At 40.3% G+C, this 21,994-nt stretch carries 16 protein-coding genes and 1 pseudogene; 7 read left to right on the top strand and 10 right to left on the bottom strand.

Translation table 11 applies throughout. The annotated features are described in order from the left end of the window. Positions 1 to 137: 137 nt before the first annotated feature. A complete protein-coding gene (locus tag V7K89_RS34715) occupies positions 138 to 2,213 on the bottom strand; it encodes an outer membrane protein assembly factor (RefSeq protein WP_335195413.1) in 2,076 nt (691 codons plus the stop codon). A 139-nt stretch (positions 2,214 to 2,352) separates the two neighbouring features. Here V7K89_RS34715 and V7K89_RS34710 point away from each other — a divergent pair, with 139 nt between their 5' ends. After that, positions 2,353 to 3,717: a lipid-A-disaccharide synthase-related protein gene (locus V7K89_RS34710; RefSeq protein WP_335195412.1), complete on the top strand. Its 1,365-nt coding sequence runs from the start codon at positions 2,353 to 2,355 to the stop codon at positions 3,715 to 3,717. Positions 3,718 to 3,864: 147 nt separating this feature from the next. Here the strand turns inward: V7K89_RS34710 and V7K89_RS34705 are convergent, their stop codons facing one another. Both V7K89_RS34705 and V7K89_RS36230 read right to left on the bottom strand, forming a co-directional pair. Beyond that, the gene (locus tag V7K89_RS34705) at positions 3,865 to 4,587 is read right to left on the bottom strand and encodes a response regulator transcription factor (protein ID WP_335195411.1); all 723 of its coding nucleotides are present in this window, start codon (positions 4,585 to 4,587) and stop codon (positions 3,865 to 3,867) included. A gap of 535 nt (positions 4,588 to 5,122) precedes the next feature. Then, positions 5,123 to 5,702: pseudogene (locus V7K89_RS36230) on the bottom strand (transposase); the annotation flags it as partial. A gap of 563 nt (positions 5,703 to 6,265) precedes the next feature. Here V7K89_RS36230 and V7K89_RS34700 point away from each other — a divergent pair. Together V7K89_RS34700 and V7K89_RS34695 are read left to right on the top strand one after the other, a co-directional pair. Then, positions 6,266 to 7,615, top strand: a complete 1,350-nt coding sequence (locus V7K89_RS34700; RefSeq protein ID WP_335195410.1) for an ATP-binding response regulator — start codon at positions 6,266 to 6,268, stop codon at positions 7,613 to 7,615. A 16-nt stretch (positions 7,616 to 7,631) separates the two neighbouring features. After that, positions 7,632 to 8,756, top strand: a complete 1,125-nt coding sequence (locus V7K89_RS34695) for a hybrid sensor histidine kinase/response regulator (RefSeq protein WP_335195409.1) — start codon at positions 7,632 to 7,634, stop codon at positions 8,754 to 8,756. Between the two features lie 612 nt (positions 8,757 to 9,368). Here the strand turns inward: V7K89_RS34695 and V7K89_RS34690 are convergent. Both V7K89_RS34690 and V7K89_RS34685 read right to left on the bottom strand, forming a co-directional pair. Further along, positions 9,369 to 11,129, bottom strand: a complete 1,761-nt coding sequence (locus V7K89_RS34690; protein ID WP_442941841.1) for a ShlB/FhaC/HecB family hemolysin secretion/activation protein — start codon at positions 11,127 to 11,129, stop codon at positions 9,369 to 9,371. A 663-nt stretch (positions 11,130 to 11,792) separates the two neighbouring features. Continuing rightward, a complete protein-coding gene (locus V7K89_RS34685) occupies positions 11,793 to 13,568 on the bottom strand; it encodes an SWIM zinc finger family protein (protein WP_335195414.1) in 1,776 nt (591 codons plus the stop codon). 470 nt (positions 13,569 to 14,038) lie between these two features. Here V7K89_RS34685 and lpdA point away from each other — a divergent pair, with 470 nt between their 5' ends. The 4 genes from lpdA to V7K89_RS34665 all read left to right on the top strand — a co-directional run bounded on the left by lpdA (position 14,039) and on the right by V7K89_RS34665 (position 17,743). Beyond that, positions 14,039 to 15,469 (top strand): dihydrolipoyl dehydrogenase, encoded by a 1,431-nt coding sequence (gene lpdA, locus V7K89_RS34680; protein ID WP_335195407.1) that lies wholly within the window; start codon positions 14,039 to 14,041, stop codon positions 15,467 to 15,469. Between the two features lie 104 nt (positions 15,470 to 15,573). Then, positions 15,574 to 16,464: an indole-3-glycerol phosphate synthase TrpC gene (gene trpC, locus V7K89_RS34675; RefSeq protein WP_335195406.1), complete on the top strand. Its 891-nt coding sequence runs from the start codon at positions 15,574 to 15,576 to the stop codon at positions 16,462 to 16,464. A gap of 243 nt (positions 16,465 to 16,707) precedes the next feature. Continuing rightward, positions 16,708 to 16,959, top strand: coding sequence for a DUF5340 domain-containing protein (locus tag V7K89_RS34670; RefSeq protein ID WP_104907996.1), 252 nt, complete (start codon positions 16,708 to 16,710; stop codon positions 16,957 to 16,959). A gap of 115 nt (positions 16,960 to 17,074) precedes the next feature. Next, on the top strand, positions 17,075 to 17,743 hold the full coding sequence (locus V7K89_RS34665; protein ID WP_335195405.1) for a carbonic anhydrase: 669 nt from the start codon (positions 17,075 to 17,077) through the stop codon (positions 17,741 to 17,743). Positions 17,744 to 18,012: 269 nt separating this feature from the next. On the opposite strand, the gene V7K89_RS34660 is transcribed toward V7K89_RS34665, so the two are convergent. From V7K89_RS34660 to V7K89_RS34640, 5 genes are all read right to left on the bottom strand, one after another. Then, positions 18,013 to 18,171, bottom strand: coding sequence for a YqaE/Pmp3 family membrane protein (locus V7K89_RS34660; protein WP_334863801.1), 159 nt, complete (start codon positions 18,169 to 18,171; stop codon positions 18,013 to 18,015). A gap of 141 nt (positions 18,172 to 18,312) precedes the next feature. Further along, positions 18,313 to 18,657, bottom strand: a complete 345-nt coding sequence (locus V7K89_RS34655; RefSeq protein ID WP_335195404.1) for a translation initiation factor — start codon at positions 18,655 to 18,657, stop codon at positions 18,313 to 18,315. Positions 18,658 to 18,876: 219 nt separating this feature from the next. Beyond that, entirely contained in the window at positions 18,877 to 19,371 is a 495-nt protein-coding gene (locus tag V7K89_RS34650) for an ureidoglycolate lyase (RefSeq protein WP_335195403.1), read from the bottom strand. 115 nt (positions 19,372 to 19,486) lie between these two features. Beyond that, a complete protein-coding gene (locus V7K89_RS34645) occupies positions 19,487 to 20,506 on the bottom strand; it encodes an RpoD/SigA family RNA polymerase sigma factor (protein WP_335195402.1) in 1,020 nt (339 codons plus the stop codon). A 977-nt stretch (positions 20,507 to 21,483) separates the two neighbouring features. Beyond that, complete coding sequence (locus tag V7K89_RS34640) at positions 21,484 to 21,906, bottom strand: deaminase (protein ID WP_335195401.1); 423 nt, start codon at positions 21,904 to 21,906, stop codon at positions 21,484 to 21,486. Positions 21,907 to 21,994: the final 88 nt, after the last annotated feature.

The following is a 21,994-nucleotide window of genomic DNA, read 5'->3' as shown; positions in this document are numbered from 1 at the left end:
CTCTTCTTTTTCCATTTTTTCTAATCTCCGTAGACTTACAGTATGGACAATGCACAGTATGAACCCTCTCCTCATCCCTTTATTATGCAACACCTTTAATTTCTGCATATAACCTCTAAGTAATGCTTTAACTCAAATTAAAATCGCTGACCTATACCTAAATGCACTTTACTTTCTCCCTGGTCGTTAATGCCATAGTCAGCCCGAATTAAGCCTAGTGGTGAATTTAATCGCACTCCCGCCCCATAACCAAAACCATAACCTGGTTTATCCCGTACACCTGCTGGATCTCCCAATACAGTATCACCAGAGCCTAAATCTGAGGCGAAGTCGGCAAATAATACACCGCCAACTATTGGTAAGACGGGAAAACGATATTCTGCGGAAGCTAACACATAACTGCGACCACTGCCAACATCTCCAGAATCGTAACCGCGCACCGAGTTGGAACCACCCAAGTTAAAGCTTTCGTAAGGCGGTAAATTCCCAATGACGGTACCAGCTTGCACATTCACCGCAAATACTTGTGGCTGTTTGCTGTTAAATAACTGTACTGGTAAATATTGGCTGTAGTTGGCTTTGAGGCGATTTAGAGAAATATTTCCTTCACCGATGGGTATAGATTGTTCTGTACTCAGACTCAAAACAGAACCTTGAGTTGGATTGAGGGGGTTATCTCGTTGGTCTTTGGTGGCGATAAAGGATACGGTAGTTAGGTCATCAATACCAGTTCCACTGGCAGAGAGGGGATTGCCCTGAGTGTCGGTTGGGGTAATATTACCTTGGCGATCGCGAATACTAGTTCGGGTATAATTTAATCCTAATGAGGTATTCCAGTCATCAATTGGTCGCTGCAAGCTGACACCACCGCCAATTTGACCTTCTCGTACTTTGTCACCGTTAGCTAACGTAATCTTGTCATCAAAGGTTTCTGAAAGTTCCTGACTACGAAAACCATTTACAGTGTAGCCCAAGCGATCGGGGTTAGTTGTCCGATAAGGACTGGTAAATTTGGTATTAAACTGCAAGTCTCGACTACTCACCCCAATATTCACACCTAAAGTATCATTAACACCGCCGACATTCTGATCTTGATAGTTGATTGTGCCTACCAATCCCTGATCGGCATTGTAACTACCACCCAAGTTAACACCACGCGCCCCAGTTTCTTTGAGTTGGTAGACTAAATCAAGTTTTGTCGCATCCCCTTCCAAAGCAACATTCACAGTTTCAAATAAACCAGTACGATATAGCTGTTGGATGTCTTGTTTAACAACATTTTCTTGGAAGATTTGACCAGGTTTGAGTTTGAGTTGCTGTTCCAGAAAATCTGGTTTGGTGCGTCCTCCGACGGGATTACCTTTGCTGTCAACGGTCTTGCCTTCATCGTTGATAAAACGAAACTTGATATCATTCACCAAACCTTCAGCAACATTCACAGTAAGAATGCCTTGAGAACTGGGTTTAATTGATAGCACTCGTGCTAAGTTATAACCATTGTCGGCGTACCACTTGTTGATTTGTGCTACTGCTTGTTGCAGTCCACTGGGACTAATGGTAGTTCCAATCTGAGATTGCAAACGTTGTTGAGCGACTTGATAGGTAAGTACCTTAGCACCAGATAATTGCAGCGATCGCACAATCACTGGTTGGACTTGGTATACTACATTCAATCCAGCCTGGGTGCTAAAGCTATTCACACTGACACTGTTAAATAAATCTGTATTTAAAATTGCTGTTACATCTTTTTGTAGCTGGCTTTGACTGGTTTCTCCACCCACTTGGGTTTTAATTACCTGGCGAATGATTTGCTGTAATTCTTGATTGGCTCCCACCACCTGAACATCTGTAGCTGTGACAACTAAATCGCTTTCAGTTGCAGGAGTTTTGGGGGATGAGGGGGAAAAAGAGGGAGTGGGAGAAAGTATTACTGATGAATTACTATTATCTACTGATTTTAAGACTACTGGGGAATTTTTGTTTGCACCTGTTTGTACGGCGACGGGATTTTGGGAAAATTGTTGTGCAACTATAGTTTCTGGGGAAGCAATTGTCTCTACTCGTGCGGGAGCGTCTTCAATTATCGGCACCACCAAGTTACTAGCTTTTACAGTTGGAGTAACGGTTTTAGCCGGTGTAGCCGTTGCTTGCTGAGTGACATTGCCAGTAGCTAAAGTAGCTAAAGTAAAAATTGCAGTAGCAGAAACTCGCATAATATTTAACCTAATTAACTGGGAGTTAGTTGTAGAGACGCTAGCGAATAGGGATAATACTAACTTCCAGCTTCTTCGTCGATTTCCCTATTTATACCTCTTACCCAAACAGACAGTTAATTTTGATATTTTGTTTCTTATGAGTAATGTATCTCGGTCATCTCTAGCTTCTAACTCTCAATCTGCAACTTCTCCTTTGCGGTTACTTGTATTAAGTAATGGTCATGGAGAAGATATGATTGCAGTTCGGATTTTGCAAGAACTCCAACGACAACCAAATCCACCAGAGATATTTGCTTTACCTCTGGTAGGTGAAGGACGTGCTTATGAACAATTGGATATTCCCTTTATCGGCTCAGTCCTGACTATGCCTTCTGGCGGCTTTATTTATATGGATGGTCGCCAATTAGCGCGGGATGTAGGCGGTGGTTTATTGCAACTTACCCTCAGCCAAATTAAAGCTATCCGCCGTTGGGTGAGTTCTCAAAAAAAACTAGGTAATAAAAGAGCAATTTTAGCAGTGGGAGATATTATCCCGTTGTTGTTTGCAACATTCAGTGGCGCTAATTATGCTTTCATCGGTACAGCAAAATCTGAATATTATGTGCGAGATGAAGCTGGATTATTACCACGGAAATCTAAAGACATACGTTGGGAAAACTTTTCTGGTTCAGTTTACCATCCTTGGGAACGTTGGTTAATGACTCGTCGCCGTTGTCAGGCAGTGTTTCCTAGAGATGCGCTGACGGCGCAAATATTAAAACAATGGCCAATTCCAGCTTTTTCTTTGGGTAATCCGATGATGGATGGTCTAGAACCGACGTTTTCACGCCAACAATTTTATAGTCAGAATACCCAACAGCAAGAGACAGTTCGACCTTTTGTAGTGACTCTTCTTCCTGGTTCTCGTCCGCCAGAAGCTTACACGAACTGGGAAACAATTATGATTGCTGTATCTGCATTGATGGCAAGTTTTCAACAGCGAGATTCAATCTTCTATACTTCTAACAGAGTAGTATTTTTAGGTGCGATCGCTCCTGGTTTAGACTTTAATATTTTATCCCAAAGTGTCCAATCCCAAGGCTGGCGTGCTGAGTCAACATCTCCTATCAAACTTCGCGATCCAAATATCTTGACATTTAAACAGAGAAATGCGTATCTGCTGTTGACACAAAAAGCCTATAATGATTGCTTGCATTTGGGAGATTTAGCGATCGCAATGGCAGGTACAGCCACAGAACAGTTTATCGGTTTAGGCAAACCTGCGATCGCAATTCCCGGTAATGGGCCACAATATAACCCTAGCTTTGCTGAAGCTCAAAGTCGTCTTCTGGGATCGTCTTTGATTTTAATCGAACGGCCGACAGAAGTAGCGAAGGTTGTACAATCCTTATTTAAAAACCCTGATAATTTGCAAATTATTGCTGAAAATGGTGGGCGACGAATGGGCAAATCGGGAGCAGCACTACGCATTGCTAATTGCTTGCGGGAAAGATTAGGATAATCGGGCATTGGGTAAAACAGTGCTGAGGTTGAGTGCTGTTAGCGGTAGCGGGGCATTTAGCCCGTGCTGAGTTAGGAGTTAGGAGTAAGGAATTATTCTCCTTGTCTCCTTATCTCCCCATCTCTCCTTAATCCATAGTCCCAATCCTCACGCTACCAACCCAGAACGTAAGGCCCTCACAGCAGCTTGAGTACGGTCATCAGCACATAGTTTATTTAAAATATTACGAACATGAGTTTTTACAGTACCAACTGTAATATAGAGTTTCTCGGCAATTTGCCCATTACTACATCCAGCTACAATCAACTCTAGAATTTCCAGTTCCCGTTGAGTCAGAGGGTATGTTTCCAAAACTTGCTCGTATTCTGTTGCCAGCGCTTCAATTTTTACAGTCTTGGGCTTGTCAGAACCTTGACTTTCCCCAGGAATACCTTGACGCATCTTCCGCAATACCACGTTGGCAATTGCTGGATCGATCCAAGAGTTACCCCCATGAGTTGCTTGAATTGCCTCAGTTAATTTACTAATGCTGGTTTCTTTCATATAATAAGAATCAGCGCCAGCTGCGAAGGCTGCAAGTACAGCATCCTCTGTATGATCCATTGTCAAGATGAGAATCTTCGTAGTAGATTGTCCATTTTCAGCCTGGGAGCGTTTGAATTTACGAGTGAGTTCGATACCATCTATGTCAGGCAAGCCGATATCTACTACCGCTACATCTGGTTTTGCCGTTTCTAAAAGTTTTAATCCTTGGGTAGCATTTGCCGCTTCGCCAATTACTTTCAATGCACTATGAGACTGTAATGCTGCTCTTAGCCCCATTCGCGTTAAGTCATGATCTTCAATTAAAATAATACTAATTTCATTCATCGTTGCACTCACTCTTGCGCTGTTTGGCATCTTTACAAAGTATTAGCTTTTGTAACTATTATCTCTTATTTTCCCAAACTAAAGATAGATGATATTTCAATTTGTCTGCATCCACCGATAGAAATAATAAGTACCCAAAATTTTTATATTTAGATAGAGGACAAATCTAACTGGAGATATATAAATACTTACACAAAAAGTATGAAATATTGAAACGAATGCCAAATTGCTTCTCCTTGCTGACAATTCAGCTTTGAGTTGCCATGTTCCATTCATTAATTAGTATTATTTTGGATCAAACTTTAAAAAAGCTTACGAAAATGAAAAAATTATACTGAGTAAAAGTTGCCTTTCGAGAAAGTGAACGATGTTTTGAGCGATTTTTAACCAAACCTTTGGATTCATCCGATTGATAGAGGCAATAGAAATCTTCATGCAAGGGAATCAGACAGCGTTGAAATTTGGTGGAATCACCAACAGCAAAGTAATTTGTAGTTATTGGTGAGGAACTTGTTCGTCTGACTTTTCACAGGATATAATACCAACCCTCTGTGCGAATCACTCCCCTTTTAGGTTTTGAATTTTTGCCCCATTTAACTAATCCTTTAATTATAGACCTTGTGTGCATGAGCACGGCATTTATGACAAACCTCTATTGTGGTTAAGTTAATAAAACTAATTCCTGTAACTTCACCTGTGCGTGTATGTAAAAAACAACATAACAATATTAAACACTTTCGCGTAGCGTCTCGTTGGCATAGCCTCTTGTAGAGAAGAGAAGGCATTAACTCCACAAATCGTGTGTAGCTCACTAAGCAAAGGAAAAGCTCTACGTAACCCGGCATCAATTGTAACGTATAAAACTCCTTAAACGTTCGGTAGCCACTGCCGTGGAATGCGTTCGCCCTTGGCGTTGGCGTTCGTGTAGCGTCTCATAGAGAAGCCATCGCAATAGTTATAATTTCACTTACATGCATCCTTAAGGTACTGCGACGTTCTGCAGTCATTGATAGTAGCTGCGGTGTTTGCTACCATAACTTTTCCCATAATGAACATAAATCGTCTACCTCACAGAAAATCTGGGTTACCTCTAGCCGAGATACAATAGTGGACATTGTTGAGACACTTTGTTTATTTTTGCTTTTATGACAGTCTCAGCTTTTTTTGTGCCATTGTTCAAGCCGTCGAACTCACGTTAACCTGATACGTAAAACTGTTCAAGCTTATGGTACACGATAATGGTATGCAACTCTCACCAATGACTGACGACGGTGGCTTGCTCACTCATCTACAATTGTTTTAAGCTTAGTAAAGTATTTTATTTTACTTTATATCAACTGTGTCTGCTTGTTAATTACTAATTTTTTGAGGGATATTGGTCATTTGCTAGGAGTTTAGTTCCCAGAGTCTGGGAAAATTAACCAGATTGAAGATACAACAGACTGAATTTAATCCAATAAAACGCCCGAAAGAGTGATTAACATACTACTAATGGAGGATGATGAAATTGATGTGAGCAATGTCAATCATGTATGAAAGTAGATATTATGCAAAATGTCTTAGTCAATCAAATTATAGATTTTATATATCCGAAAATCTTATATTCTTTAGTTGGATAATCTGAATAGAAAAATTTTGTTATACATCAACCTATGTTTGGCGGCAAAAATAAAAACCGATGGAACAAACGCTGAAAATTTTGGTTGTAGATGATGATAAAGTAGACCGGATAGCAATCCGTTCTGCACTGACTACAGCAGGTGTTCAAGTGGAACTGTCTGAAGTAGGCGATGGGAATGATGCATTCTCTGTCTTAAGCACTACTGCTTACGATTGTGTTTTCCTCGATTATCGCTTACCAGACCAGAATGCACTAACCTTGATTCAACAGCTACGTTCTTCGGAAATTAAAGTTCCTTTAGTAGTGCTAACTGGTCAAGGAGATGAACAAATTACTCTACAATTATTGAAAGCTGGTGCTACAGACTATCTTTCTAAGTCTAGAATATCCTCAGAAACTTTGTTGCAGGTTTTGCGAAGTGCGATTCGGGTTTACCGGGCGGAAATGCAGGTAGATTTGGCAAACCAGCAGCTCATAGAAACTCATGAACAACTCATTTGTAAGAACCAAGAATTGGAGAGACAACAGCAACAGATTCAAATGCAAAACTTCAAGCTATTGGAGGCATCACGTCTAAAATCACTTTTTTTGGCAACTATTTCCCATGAACTTAGAACGCCGATGAATGCGATTATTGGTTTTTCGCAAATACTGTTGCGTCCTAAGTTCGGTCAATTAACGCACCAGCAAGCAGATATGGTTGAGCGCATTTTGAATAATGGCAAGCATTTACTGATGCTACTCAATGAAGTTCTCGACTTTTCCAAGCTGGAGGGAGGAGGATTAGATTTAAAGGCAGAAATATTTGATGTATCAAAAGTAATTAATCTCGTTGTAAGTGAAATGTATTCCCTAGCTGAGGCTAAAAATCTTTCATTGTTAGTACAAACCGATTTACAAAATCCTTTGGTATTTAACGATCCGGTTCGTGTCAGACAGATTTTAATTAACCTCCTTTCCAACGCCATTAAATTTACAGAGTCTGGTGAAATTTGGGTTGAGGTTAAGGAACTACCTGCAAATCGAGTAATAATTATCGTTCAAGATACAGGTATTGGTATAGCCCCCAGAGATTTTAAACATATTTTTGAAGCATTCCGACAAATTGATCAAACTATCACTCGCAAATATCCAGGTACAGGTCTAGGTTTGGCAATTGTAGATTCGCTGGTGCGAATGATGGGCGGTAAAATCTTTCTTGAGAGTAAATTAGAGGTGGGTTCAAAGTTTAAAATTGAATTACCACGTCAAATTACATTACCAACTGTAGCAGCCAATGCTCCAGCTTCACAGTTAGATAACGACAATTTTTTTTGCAGGGCACAAAATCCTCATCAGTCATCTTCTCAAGCTAAGAAAGCACCAATAGAATATCCTAAATTTAAAAATTACTTTCAAAAAAACTGATAAAAATTTATAAATCATGTCTGTAGTTGAAAATAATAAAATTTATCGTATTTTAGCAGTTGACGATACTCAAGATAATCTCATTTTGGTTCAAGCAATTTTAGAAAGTGAGGGGTATGAAATTGATTTGGCTTCAGATGGAATAAAAGCTTTACGGAAAATTGAGCAATCTCTACCCGATCTGATTCTGTTAGATGTAATGATGCCAGGGATAGATGGCTATGAAGTCACACGTCGGATTCGGAAGAACCCTGCAATCTCTTATATTCCAATTCTGTTGATTACTGCCTTTCACCAATCCAGTGTTGTCGAAGGTTTGGATGCTGGTGCTGACGATTTTATTCGTAAACCATTTGATACCGATGAACTACTGGCAAGGGTGCGATCGCTATTACGTCTCAAGCACAGTTTGGACGAACAACAAAAAATGGCCCGCCAACGGGAAGACTTTGTTTCCCGTCTGACTCATGATTTGCGAACTCCCCTAGTAGCCGCCGATCGCATGTTGAATTTGTTTGAAATGGAAACATTCTGCAAAATTTCGCCGGAAATGAAACAGGCGATCGCAGTAATGATTCGCAGTAACCAAAATTTGATGGAAATGGTGAACACGCTGTTAGAAGTCTATCGTTTCGAAGCAGGTAAAAAAACGTTAAATTGGGAAGAATGCGATTTATGTGAGATATCTCAAGAAGTAGTCAGCGAACTAAGTCCTCTAACTAATGAAAAAGGCTTGACTCTGGAAATTGATACCCGTGAATTAGAGCCAGTGAATCAAAAAGCTGGTATTATCATGGGCGATCGTTTAGAATTACGGCGAGTGTTAAACAACCTGATTGCAAATGCCATCAAATTTACAGATACAGGAGGCATAACAATCCGCATTTATGAAACATCATCTAATCCAGGAGATCCAGATTTGGTAATAATTGAGGTACAAGATACAGGATATGGGATTGCACCAGAAGATCAGGCAACAATTTTCGAGCGATTTCGCCAAGGCAGAAATAAACGCTCAGGTAGTGGCTTAGGACTACATCTATCCCATCGCATTATAAAAGGACACGCAGGAACTATTAAGGTCGCTTCTGAACTAGGTAAAGGTAGTTTATTTACTGTGCAACTACCTAAAAACACTTAAGTTATTCTCCTTCACCACCAATTATGTTTGTGAATATCTCCCAAGAAATTACATTTAATTTTTGATGTGTTTTTATGCCCCCAACAAAAATTAAATTAGCTTAAATTATATGGATTAATTACAGTACCATTTGAAGGTTAATCCAATCAGAATATTGCCGGATAATATCGTGTTTGGCTAAAGACTTATCATTTAACTCGCAAAGGGCAGGGGACAGGCTTGCTGTGAGCGACTTGTACCGAGCAAAATCGAGGTCAACCAAACGGAAGCAGGGGGAAAGAGGCTTTTGGGATTTTTATACAGATACGGTAATCAGAAGTAATTAACCGGACTTAACATAACTTGCCTCTTCCAATATTTGTATACTTCCAACGGTAGATGTATTGATAGACTAGAATAACTAAACTCTATTTTTGTATCATTCTATAGATAGTAGAAATAACTATTTTACAAAGTTATAATTCAACTAATTAATGCCTGAAAAACGTGTATGCACCCTGGAATCATAACCCAGGGTCTTTTTTATAAAAACCTAGATAATCATAGTTTTTTCATCATTGACTACTGTCCATATCCACCCTCAAATCTTAATAGGGTGGACATGGACAGCGGTTAAAAAGGATTATAGAGTAAACTAAAATACAGACCGTTTTCTTGTAACGTTCTCTCATTTGAGTTAACAGATATTAAAGGAATACCCCAATCAAGACGAACGGTGAAGCGATCGCCCTGTGCCCAACGCAACCCCAGACCAACAGCAGCTAAAGTATTAGGATCGGGATTAGTTCTAGCAGAACTATTCCAACCAACACCAAAATCCACAAACGGGACAACTTGTAATGTACTATCTATCTGGGGTAAGCGCAGAATTGGTACTTGAACTTCCGCAGAAATAAAAGTGCCATTATCCGTGAGCAGATAATCTTGACGGTAGCCGCGAATGCTATCCTGCCCACCTAAGCCAAATTGCTCTATAGGCAAAAGTGTTCTAGATGCAAGTTGCGTATTTAAACGAAGTAATAGTAAGGTTTCAGGAGCTAAAAGGCGTGCCCATTGCGCTTGCCCTTGCCAAGAAAAAAAACGGCTATCAGGAGGATCTTGATTAACCGTGGCATTCAACACATCTATGCCCAAACTGAATTGAGAGCGTAGGGCTATGACTTCACGACTGTTACGAGAAGTCCATTCTTGAAAAAATCGCAACGCAGATACCCTAGTGCGCCCCTCATCATCAGCACCAGGTGAAAGTAGAGAGGCGGGATACCCATCTCTCTGTAGATTCCACGAGATATCGCTTTCACGTCGCGAGGCTGTTAACCCCAGAGCAAATTCTTGTGTAGGAGTTTGGACTATAGGCTGGCGGAATGTCAGTTCGTAGTAGCGAGAAGCCGATTCGATATCTAGGGAGTCGAAAGGAGGCTCAATGACATTACTCGACGTCGTGCCATAGTTAAAGCTAAGAGTTCCATTGCGGGGATTGAGAGGCAATGTGTAACTAGCGTCAAAGGAGTTGCTACCATCAGTATTGGTGTAGCCTAAACTCAGATCATCTCCCAATCCGAGTAAGTTGGCTTCATTCAATCGTAATCCGCGTCGGAAACTGCCAACACTAGGCGATCGCCCATTATCAAGAACTATTTGGCCACTAAAGGTTTTTGCCTCACTGATTTTAACTTCCAAAAGACTCGTACCCGTTTGCGATCCTGCTGAGAGTTCAGCAGTCACGTTTTTAATTAAAGGATTAAGTTGCAAAAGTTGCAGTGCCTCTAGTAGACGCTGGCGATTCAGAGGTGGTGATGTCGCGATTGCTAGTCGGCTGCGGACATAATTCGGATTCAACCGCCGAGTCCCAGTTACCTGGATATCTTCTAATTTACCTTCGATTACCTGAATTTTGACAACACGGGATTGGGATTGGATTATTTGGGGTGGAATCAAAGCACCAGAAGTAATGTAACCATTTTTGACGTATAGCTCAGTGATTTTAGAACGTGCTTGAAACAATTCAGTCTGTGAGATTGGGCGTTTGGTAAATTCAGCAGTGGCTTGGGCTAACTCTTCGGCACTGAAGACTGTACTACCAATAACTTCAAACCGCTCAACAACAATAGTTTGAGGAAAGTTGCCAGAGGGTGGTTCCTCAAGTGTGGGAGTTGGGGCAGAGGGTGGAAATAGTTCTGCTGGTGGGGGGAGTGGCTGTGGCACTTCAGGTGAGGGAAGTGGTGGAGGTGTGGTGGGTGGTTGGATATCCTGTGGTGGTGGTGATGGTGGAATTTGCTGTGATAGGATGAAATTACTAGTTGGTAATTTTGTAGTATCAACAGCCTGAGCTTTCAGTGGACTTAAAGATGTACTGCTAAGTAATAGAAGCATACTCAGCGGTAAGCAAGATACAATAAGATTCTGAGGGTATTTATCAATCATCGCACTGGACTATTTTTTGTCAGTAACTATGGGATTATACGGGGACTGCTTTAGATGTGAATCTTACTTCATCTTTTGTCGCTAAAGTTGATATCTTGAGCAAATCTGAATTTAAAAGCTAAATCATCTGGTTATTGCAGACTTATAAAGTATCAATCAGATACAGCAGTTTTCTTTTGCATGAAGTACAAAGCTACGGATTTTGAGGCAGGAGGTAGGAACTCTCATCTCTGATGCGTAAGTTTTGCATTTTATTCCTCTTCTGTCACTCTCCGAAAACATTTGCCATTTTTAAATTCTAGAGCTGTTGTATAGCAAGCAATCGCGCGATTCTTTTCTAAGAACAAATACAACAAAACTCATTTTTTTCTAATAGTATAGCTTGTATTGATTGTCTCATGAGGCTTAAGTGCGATCGCCCTCCTGGAAAGTGACAAAAGAGGGATATACCTCAGTTACTTGCAAACTCCTGTATCTTGTGAGAGCAATTATGCGTTGCCCAAAATCCTTGGTAGGTAAAATTTATGAAGTCGAAGGTTTCCCGTTAGCGTAGCGTCTTTGTTAAGAGAAGGGTATTGTGCCTACGTCATTTTCAGTTCTATATCTCATTCTTCACTCCATATCGCTTTCCTTAAACATTCCCATCAATTTACGTTTCCGAGCGTGGGTTTGCATCAAGTTTTCCCGATAGCTTAACCAGTCAGCTTTCTTTCCAGATTCTAGATAGGCATTACGTGCCTTTTTCAACCATTCAACCGCGTAATAGTAGTATTCGGCTTTACCTGCATCCATAATCTTTTCGGCACGGCGACGAGCATTGGCAATCACCCAATCAGGATTATGAGGGATAGCAACATCCATAACTCGGTGAATTAACTCTGAACGATCAGAACTTAGTTCACTAGCGATCGCAATTGCATCATCAATTAGCCCCTCATGCAAGAATATATCTATTTTGGCTGATTCTGTTCCCCAACCACTAGAAGTACGGACAATTCTTAGCAGGTCTGTTTTGACACTTTCCCAGTTTTTCTCAGCCAATTCTGCCATCCTTTGGTAGTCCACAAAGGAGGGCTTTACTTGAAAAGCCGTCTTGATTGCTAATAAAGCAGCTTCACTATTACCCAACTCAATAGCTAAATCACTTGTCCAAATTCCCAATTCGTACTGACAATTACCTGGTAAATTTAATCCACTCTCGGCTATATCTAGTGCTTGCTGTAATGTCCCTTGAACGCTGAGTGTTTTCGCTAGGGCAAAGGCTTCTTCCATTGAGTTCATCTGGGTTTGAGCAGCATCAATTGCTTCTTCTACCCTACCTAAACGCCCCAACATTATCAGATATTGCTGAGTTTGCCCTTCTGCTTCTGCTAAATATAGGTATTCTTGGTAACGTTCTTGACGTTCAAGAATTTTCAGGCGAATTAATGCCAAATCATCAGCATAATCTGGCACATCTTCTTCCCAAGCTCCTCTTTCAGTAATCTTACCCTGGAGAACTTGTAGCAATGGTCGATAATCCCAACCTTGACGTAAAGCCTCCATAACTAGACCAAAATCAGCATTCCACTCATCCTGCCAAGCTTCTAGATTTATTTGAATATCAACTTTTTCTTCTGGAGTAAGTTCTGTGATCAGAATTGCTTCACACCAAGCATTATTTAATTCACCGACAATTTCATCGTTTTCAACGCCATATTCGGCAACATCATCCCAATTTTCGACACAGGTAGAAGTAATTGCTTCCAAAATAGCGATCGCATTTTCACCTTCTCCCCGTTCGCTAAAATCAACCGCAGTTTGCACTACACTTAGCAAATCTTCACCAATCAGGTCTTCTTCGTATCCTTCTTCAAAGTAGCGCACAGTATCCTTGAGAATCTGCCGTACTTGCCGCCGAAACGGAACGGGATCGAGAGTATTGCGGCGCACAAATTTTATGGTTGTTTGGTTGTCAGCAAAATTTGTCATCCAACTTATATGACGATCAATCGCCTCAATTAGGGGGGGGTATTCTGCTACCAACTCTTGCAGCAGCCTTTGAGTTTCGATATGATCCAGGCGATTTAATAGTTCTTCAAGAGTGGGGCGCTGCTCAATTTTTTCTGAGTTACGTGCACAAACAAGCATCGTCGCTACAATGTGTTTGCACCATCCTTCATAGTCGTAGGCACAGGTGCATTTTACTGAGGTTAACCCACTGCTATCAAAATTCAGGTTGACATGATAAGGTCTAGCTTCGGTGCCTAAAACATCTGCCTGAAGCAGATGACCACGTTGGATAACGGCATTAACAGCACCAGCGTTATAATATGCCTCGCCCCGCTGGTAAGATTTGGCGTTGGCATGACGGCGGATAGTAAATTCACTAATTTGGGGAATAGACATCGAGCGATCGCCTGCGAAAATCTTCTGGATCAATCCTAAATCCAGCTTAGTGTTACGCTAACGCGCTGTAAAGAAAAAGGTGTGGAGAGTTGGGAAGATGGGTCTCCTCTGGGGATAAGGGGTAATCGGGAGTCTAGATAAGACTGCAATTTCTATTTATTAACTAGCTCAGAACTGAAATCAGCTTCATTACCCTGCAAATACTCAGTTAATTTCTTGTCGCTTCTCTGGGAAAACCAACCCATATAATGAAGATATCCATATTTTCGCCAGAAGTGAGTGAATCATAATTTGAGTTAGCAATACCCAAACCTGAAATTAGTGAACAGTCAACAGTAAACAGTCAGGGTAATGTAAGGAGAAGGATTTAGAGTTCAGCGATAAAACTGATAACTGATAACTGTTAAAAGGGTTGCGCTGATTGTCGGTCAAGTTGAGAATAAATAGGCGAAGCACACGGGGAAACTAACGTGAGTCAAGGATATGATTACGATTTAGTAATTATCGGCGCTGGTGTAGGCGGACATGGCGCAGCCTTACACGCCGTAAGTTGCGGTTTGAAAACAGCAATTATTGAAGCTGCTGATATGGGAGGAACCTGTGTTAATCGGGGCTGTATTCCTTCTAAAGCGCTGCTGGCAGCATCTGGACGTGTGCGGGAGTTACGCAATGCCCACCACCTCAAGTCACTGGGAATTCAAATTGGTAGCGTGGAATTTGATCGCGAAGCGATCGCTAATCATGCTAATAATCTCGTCTCGAAAATTCAAGGCGACTTAACCAACAGCCTCAAACGTCTAAAAGTCGATATCATCAAGGGTTGGGGAAAAATCGCTGGGACGCAAAAAGTCTCTATTACCGGAGACGGTGGTGAAAAAACCATCACAGCCAAAGACATCATCCTTTCGCCAGGTTCAATTCCTTTTGTGCCTCCAGGAATTGAAATAGACGGCAAAACTGTCTTTACCAGCGACCAAGGTGTGAAGTTGGAATCACTACCAGAGTGGGTAGCAATTATTGGCAGTGGTTACATCGGCTTGGAATTTTCTGATATTTACTCAGCTTTAGGTTGTGAAATCACCTTAATTGAAGCCCTTGATCAGTTAATGCCAGGATTTGACCGCGACATTGCCAAACTTGCTGAACGGGTGCTAATTACTCCCCGCGATATTGAAACAAAAGTGGGGATATACGCCAAAAAAGTCATTCCTGGTTCACCTGTGGTGATTGAGTTAGCAGATTTCAAAACCAAGGAAGATGTAGATGTCATCGAAGTAGATGCCTGCTTGGTGGCTACGGGACGCATCCCGGCGACCAAAAATCTTGGTTTAGAGTCAGTGGGTGTAGAACTTGATCGGCGAAATTTTATCCCAGTAGATGATCGCATGGCAGTGCGATCAGCAGGTGAAGTCGTGCCGCATCTGTGGGCAATTGGCGACGCTAATGGGAAGATAATGTTGGCACATGCGGCTTCTGCTCAAGGCATCATCGCGGTAGAAAATATAGTTGGGAGGGAAAGAATAGTAGACTATCGCAGTATCCCCGCAGCGGCGTTTACCCACCCAGAAGTCAGTTATGTGGGCTTAACAGAAACATTGGCTAAAGAGTTGGGACAAGCTGAAGGGTTTGAAATTGCCACCAGTAGGAGTTATTTCAAAGGAAATTCCAAAGCGTTGGCAGAAAATGAAGCTGACGGTATTGCCAAGGTAATATATCGCAAAGACACCGGAGAAGTCTTGGGTGTTCACATTTTCGGACTGCACGCCTCAGATATGATTCATGAAGCGTCAGCCGCGATCGCAAACCGTCAATCTGTCCAAAGTCTTGCACATCTAGTTCACGCCCACCCAACACTTTCAGAAGTCTTGGACGAAGCTTATAAACGAGCGATCGCAATTTAGTCATTTGTTCTTTGTCATTTGTCCTTGTTTATTAACAAAGGACAAATGACCACCGATCAATGACCAATGCCCAATGCCCAATGACCAATGACCAATGACTAATTATGCAAATCCGTCGTCGTTCACCTAATCCAGCTATTTCCGTGTCCATATTACGTTATCAAGCTGCCGTACCTGATGCAGCGCCAAACAACATTTTGGAAGAAATTGTCTGGCATAAAGAAGTAGAAGTTGACCAAATGCGTGAAAGGCTACCTTTACGGGAATTGCAAAATCAAGCACTCTCTGCGCCACCAACCCGTGATTTTGTTGCTGCTTTGCGCCAAGGTAAGACAAAGCCAGCATTGATTGCTGAAGTTAAAAAAGCTTCACCGAGTAAAGGTGTTTTAAGAGCAGATTTTGACCCAGTAGCGATCGCCCTGTCTTATCAGCAAGCCAAAGCTAGCTGTCTTTCTGTACTAACAGATGTCAAGTTCTTTCAAGGTAGTTTTGACAATTTAGCCAAAGTTCGGGCTGCCGTAGATTTACCCTTACTATGCAAAGAGTTTGTTATTTATCCTTACCAGATGTACTTAGCGCGGGTTCAGGGTGCAGATGCTATTTTGTTGATTGCAGCTATCCTAAGCGATCAAGATTTGCAATACTTTCTCAAAATTGCTAATAACCTGAAAATGGCAGCCTTGATTGAAGTCCATAGCTTGGCAGAACTTGATCGTGTTTTAGCCTTAGATGGAGTCTCCTTGGTAGGAATTAATAATCGCAATTTGGAAGATTTCTCTGTTGATCTGCAAACTACTTGCCAACTTTTGGCTGCAAGGGGTAGCCAATTGCAGGAGAAAAACATCCTAGTTGTCAGTGAATCAGGACTACACAACCCAGAGGATTTGAATTTGGTGCTGACAGCAGGTGCATCTGCTGTATTGATTGGAGAATCTTTGGTAAAACAACCAGATCCAGGCGCTGCGATTGCCCGTATATTTCCGAGGAATTTTTGAAAGCAACACCCTACCTGCCCGAAAATGTGCAGGGCTGCTGCACAAAAGAGTTGAACAATTGGGCACACTATGCGTACACACGCAGCACTTTGCCATCAAATATCATCAATATCTTTGCCAAATCTTTATTGCTAATCAAATCAAACCCATAAGTAACTAGTTATTTAATATGTAACAATTTATTCACAACGAATAACCTGTGACTAATACAAAATCCCAAATATGAAATCAAAATTTAACTTCATGGAGCAAATTCCTCTACCTTCACCTATTCACTACGAACTTATACTTCAACTCTTAGAAAGACAAACTATGTTAGCAGTAAATGATAACCCAGATTTACGGCATCAGGTGAATCAGCTAATTATTACTCTCCGTAAAGCTGCTGTACAGCAAAAGCGACTAGAAGAAATTTGCGAGTTTTCCTCTGTAACTATCGATCACCGTTGGTCAATCAACCATCATAACGGTAGCAAAGTTGTTGCCCCCGATTGAAAAATTATCATATTTATAAGATTTTAGTTCTGGAAAAGTTCATCTTGATTTAGACAAAACTGTAGATCAGTTAAAATAAAATATTAATGATATTCTCTCTCGAATTTGACGAAAGATGAAATACAACAGTATTGATGAACTCCTCAAAAATAATCAGGCTTGGGTTGCCGAAAAGCTAGCTATAGATCCAACTTACTTTCAAGAATTATCTAGTGGACAAACACCACCTTTTCTATACATTGGGTGTTCTGATAGTCGTCTAGCATTAACAAAGTTTACCCGTACAGAACCAGGAGAGTTATTTGTACATCGTAATATTGCCAATCAAGTCTCTCTAACGGATATAAACTTTTTAGCAATTTTAGAATACGCAATTTTACACCTGAAAGTGGAACACATTATCGTTTGTGGTCACTACGATTGCGGAGGAATTAAGACAGCTTTGGAAGGAAGAACTATCGGAATTCTTGATAACTGGGTAAATCCGATTCGGGAACTGTATTTAGACAAACAAGAAGAAATCAATGCCTTGCCAACAAGAGAAGAACGTTTGAATCGTTTGGCGGAAATCAATGTTGTGGCGCAAGTAAAAAATCTTTACCAAACTCCCATTATGCGTCAGGTGCTCTATGAGCGAAAAGCGCCTATGGTTCATGGCTGGGTACTAGATATACGCACTGGGTTAATCAAAGATTTGAACGTCTCAACTGTGCAATGGCAATTGCATATCTGCCCCTTGCTTTTAGAGTTTAGACTCTATGCCATGTTAAAAAATGAGAGCTAATTCAGTATTTTCCACCATACAAAAGCTTATATTACAGACTTAATAAATATTGTTTTTACAACTTTTATTTAGATATCGGGTTTGATTGGGTAATATGTATGTATATTTCAAAAATAAAGTAGTATTCTTAGAGATTTTTATTTAACTAAAGTTACAAATACAAAATAGTTAATTTCATGAACTTTTTTGTAGAGGCAATTCATGAATTGCCTCTATAAGAATCACTAATACAGATATTAGTACACTTAACCTACTTCTTCTAGAAAAAATTATTTCTTAGCAATTATCCATATTGCATGAATAATCCCAGGAATGTAACCAAACAGCGTCAAAAGTATATTAATCCAAAAGTCTATACCAAAACCTACTTGTAAAAAAACTCCCAAAGGCGGTAGAAAAATGGCACACAAAATCCGAACTAAATCCATTTAAACCTCCTGTTCATCTCAGAAAAGACAGTTTGTAGCAAAACTAATTTACCACTGTTCAAGCATATTTGTACCTCTTAAAGATAACATTTCTCCTCTTAATCGAGATCGCGGTTAAGATACGGTAAACCACACTTAAGATTAGCCACCCCTAATTTTGGCTTTGTAACCTAGCTTGGTCAAAATCTCGACAATTTTCTGTTTGTGTTCGCCCTGAATTTCAATTTCGTTGTCTTTAAGTGTCCCACCCGTCCCACATTGGGTTTTCAACTGCTTTACTAAATCTGCTAATGTTTCCGGTTTGGCTTGAAAACCGCTAATGACTGTGACAGTTTTGCCTTTGCGTCCTTTGCGGGAAGCCTGTACTTTCAGATTTTGTTGTTGTGGGGGCAGTTCTGGAATTGGTCTTTCTGTGGCGGCATTATCGTTGCCAAATTCGCGGTAGACAAAGCTTTTGTCAGAAGATTGAGAATTGGAAGAAGCCATAAAATGAATATTTAAGAAAAATTTCAAAGCCCATGGAAACTTCTACGCAACCATTCTGGTGGGATATCAATTTCTAGGCTAACATTAGACAATCCATACATCATAACTAAACTGACGTAATACTTTAACTAATTTTTCCTTCTGTGGAAAGTAGATTCAAATGGTTGAACTGATTCAGTAAAATGGCTTGTCTATATCTATAATTAAACATGATCTTACTTAAACCATCTCAAACTCTAATTGATGACTCTTGAGAAAATCATGGGTGAAATGATCCACCATATTTGTATCAGCTAGTTCCAAATTATAAAAATCCACAGCTTCATGATCAAAATGGGGTCCAGCGTGCCAAGTACCCTCATGTAGCTTGATAAAACAACTCCCCGGAATGCGGAAAGCAGCAATCTCTTCTAATGCTGGTTCATTCACATCATTATCAGGAGGACAAACTGCAATTAACCAATTTTTCCCTTCCAAAGAACCCAGACATTGAGTGCATTGCACATGGCGAGTAATTGTATGGAACTTTCGCCCTATCTTCTCCAACCGCATAATATAAAATCGTGGAATCCCGTTTTGCAGGTTTAATTGGGCATCTTCACCATCATAAGTTTTGCCATCAAGACTTGCAAAAATCACCTGTCCATAACGCCGAAAGTTTTCAGAAGTCACCGATTGTACTCGTAATTGTTGTATTGTCTTTGATGTGCTCATATCAAATCATTAAGAGAGATTATTTAGGTTTATTTTCGCCTAAAATGATTGAATTTTACACAGTCATAATGGTAATTTCCTAAGTTTAAATGCCCTAAATTATAAAAAAATAACCTTAACTAGCTAGATAACTACGTACTTGTTCCTTTTGGCGTCGGAGGAGACTGAGAGCTTTTTGTTCTATCTGACGCACCCGTTCTCGACTAATACCCATGCGATCACCAATCTGTGCTAAGGAAAGTTCATACCCATCCGTTAGACCAAAGCGCAGGCTTAATATTTCTCGCTGCTGGGGAGACAGCTTTGCCAATAAGTTTTGTAAATCTTGGTGGAGAGATTCTTCAACGGCATAATCTTCAGGAGAAGGACCATCATCCTCCAATATGTCCTGCAATTCTGTATCTTGTTGTTCACCAACTCGTGCCTCTAGAGAGAAGGGTTGACGGGCTAAGTACAAACACTCTCGAACTTGGCTAGATGTCAAAGATAAAGCAGTGGCAATTTCAGCAGTAGTAGGAACGCGACCCAATTGTTGAGATAATTCTCGCTGCACCCGTTTAATTTTGTTCAGTTTCTCAAAGACGTGGATAGGTAAACGAATTGTACGTCCTTGTTGAGCGATCGCCCGTGTAATTCCTTGACGAATCCACCAGTAAGCATAGGTAGAAAACTTGTAACCAAGAGCAGGATCAAATTTATCCACACCTCGTTCTAAACCTAAAGTACCTTCTTGAATTAAATCCATAAATTCCAGGTTCCGGTGCTGGTATTTCTTTGCCACAGCTACCACTAACCGGAGATTAGCCTGAATCATTTTCTGCTTGGACTGGTGTCCTAAATTTAGCTGTTGCTCTAGCATCTCTAAACTTAACTCCACCTGATCTGCCCATTCTTGCAGCGTGGGTTCGTGGTTTAATTTCACAGCCAATTCTTCCTTAGCAGCTAATAAATTCATCATCTGCTGCACTTGCTGGGCAAAAATAACCTCTTGTTCGCGAGTCAACAAATCTACACGCCCGATCTCTTGCAGATAACTACGCACAATATCATCTGTAGCTCGAGGCTTTTTATCTGCGGCTAAACTTTTTTTCTTCGTTTTTTGAACTTCGGTATATAGAGATGTTAAGTTGCTCATGGTTATTTGCTCCTCTGTAACCTCATCAATTTATTGGTATCAAGTCTAGATATTCAGACCCACAGCCATTTCACACTGCTAATCAATAGATATTTTGCAAAAGTACTTAATACCTCATCCCTTAATCTCCTTCCCGCTTGCGAGGAGGTGAGATAAAGTACGCTTTGGCGGGGTGGGGTTCTTATATTTGTAATTTATGCAAGAGGTTTAATCAATTTGCAACACTGATGAATTTTGGTCTATGATACATTACAAGTTAATTGTTGGAGATAATAAACCTAAAATCAACCCACCCCTTAATAATAACATCATCAATAGTCACAAATCAATTATCTAAAGTATCATTTGCATATCCTTTTAAGTAATTACATTCCTTTATCATTGATTTTTGCATATTCTAAAATATAATTAACAATCAAATTGAGTTTAGTTCTTCATTGCGGTTACTATAAAAAGTAAAAAATACCAAGCAACGATTTCATTATCTTAAGAGAGAAATTATTAATATCAACTCTTAAAATATCACAATAAGTTCATTTGTTGAAGTGATCTTAGTCTGTCGTTAAAGAGATGTAATCTCATGAAATAAAAAATTATTAAGTATAAAATATCCATTTTTCACCTCATTTTTTTTGTAAGACAATCTAATCATATCAAGCCAGATGCATAGTGGGCGATCGTTAAATATGAAAGAAAGAACTTCTCTTGCTCCCCTTCTTTAATAACAGCTTTTTTAAGAATCTGATCAAATACTTAGTAATTAGGCGTCTGGTGAAATTAATTATGCGGTATCCAGAACACTTGCACAGACGTAGCACTACTACATCTCTACATTCATTCTAACTCATATCTCTTTTCTTGAATTTAGGATGACCAAGAAGACGCAGATATCTGTGACAATTGCACTTGTGTTATAATTGTACGCAGACATCTGCACCAGATGCGGTATTATCAACTTGATTACTCCTAGAGACATTTTATGGACTAAAAGTAATAACAGTGGTAACACTAACATCAAGGATAATACTTGGCAAGACAGCAACACCCGCGATCACTAAAGCACATGCAGGTGTGCGTCCATGAAAAGAACAAGGTTCAAGAGTTACATACATTTTCAAGAAGTTGAAAGCTTTGCCTTGAATCTGTTTAAGTGCGCCAGCTTCAGCATGGTATTTTCCTAGTATTCGCGTGTATCCTTGAGCTACTATCTCTTGGCCATCTATGATCGCACAACCTACTGGTGGGTTCGGTAAACATTCCGGCAAAGCTTTTCTGCTTTGAGCTAAAGCAGCCAGCATAAATATTTCATCCATGTTTGAGCGTAAATTATCTAGATAAATCACACTACCAAGAATTAGCTCTCTCTTGTCAGGAGCGTTTACAACTGGAACTGATACCAAATCCGGTTATTAGAAACCACTTATAATCAAGGAAAAATAAGCTCAAAAAAAGAGATGCCTAAAAAAGCGTACTTAGCCAACCACTTGA

Origin of the sequence: Nostoc sp. (genome assembly GCF_036917515.1) — a bacterium.
GTDB lineage: Bacteria > Cyanobacteriota > Cyanobacteriia > Cyanobacteriales > Nostocaceae > Nostoc.
This window is presented reverse-complemented; position numbering and strand designations above follow the sequence as displayed.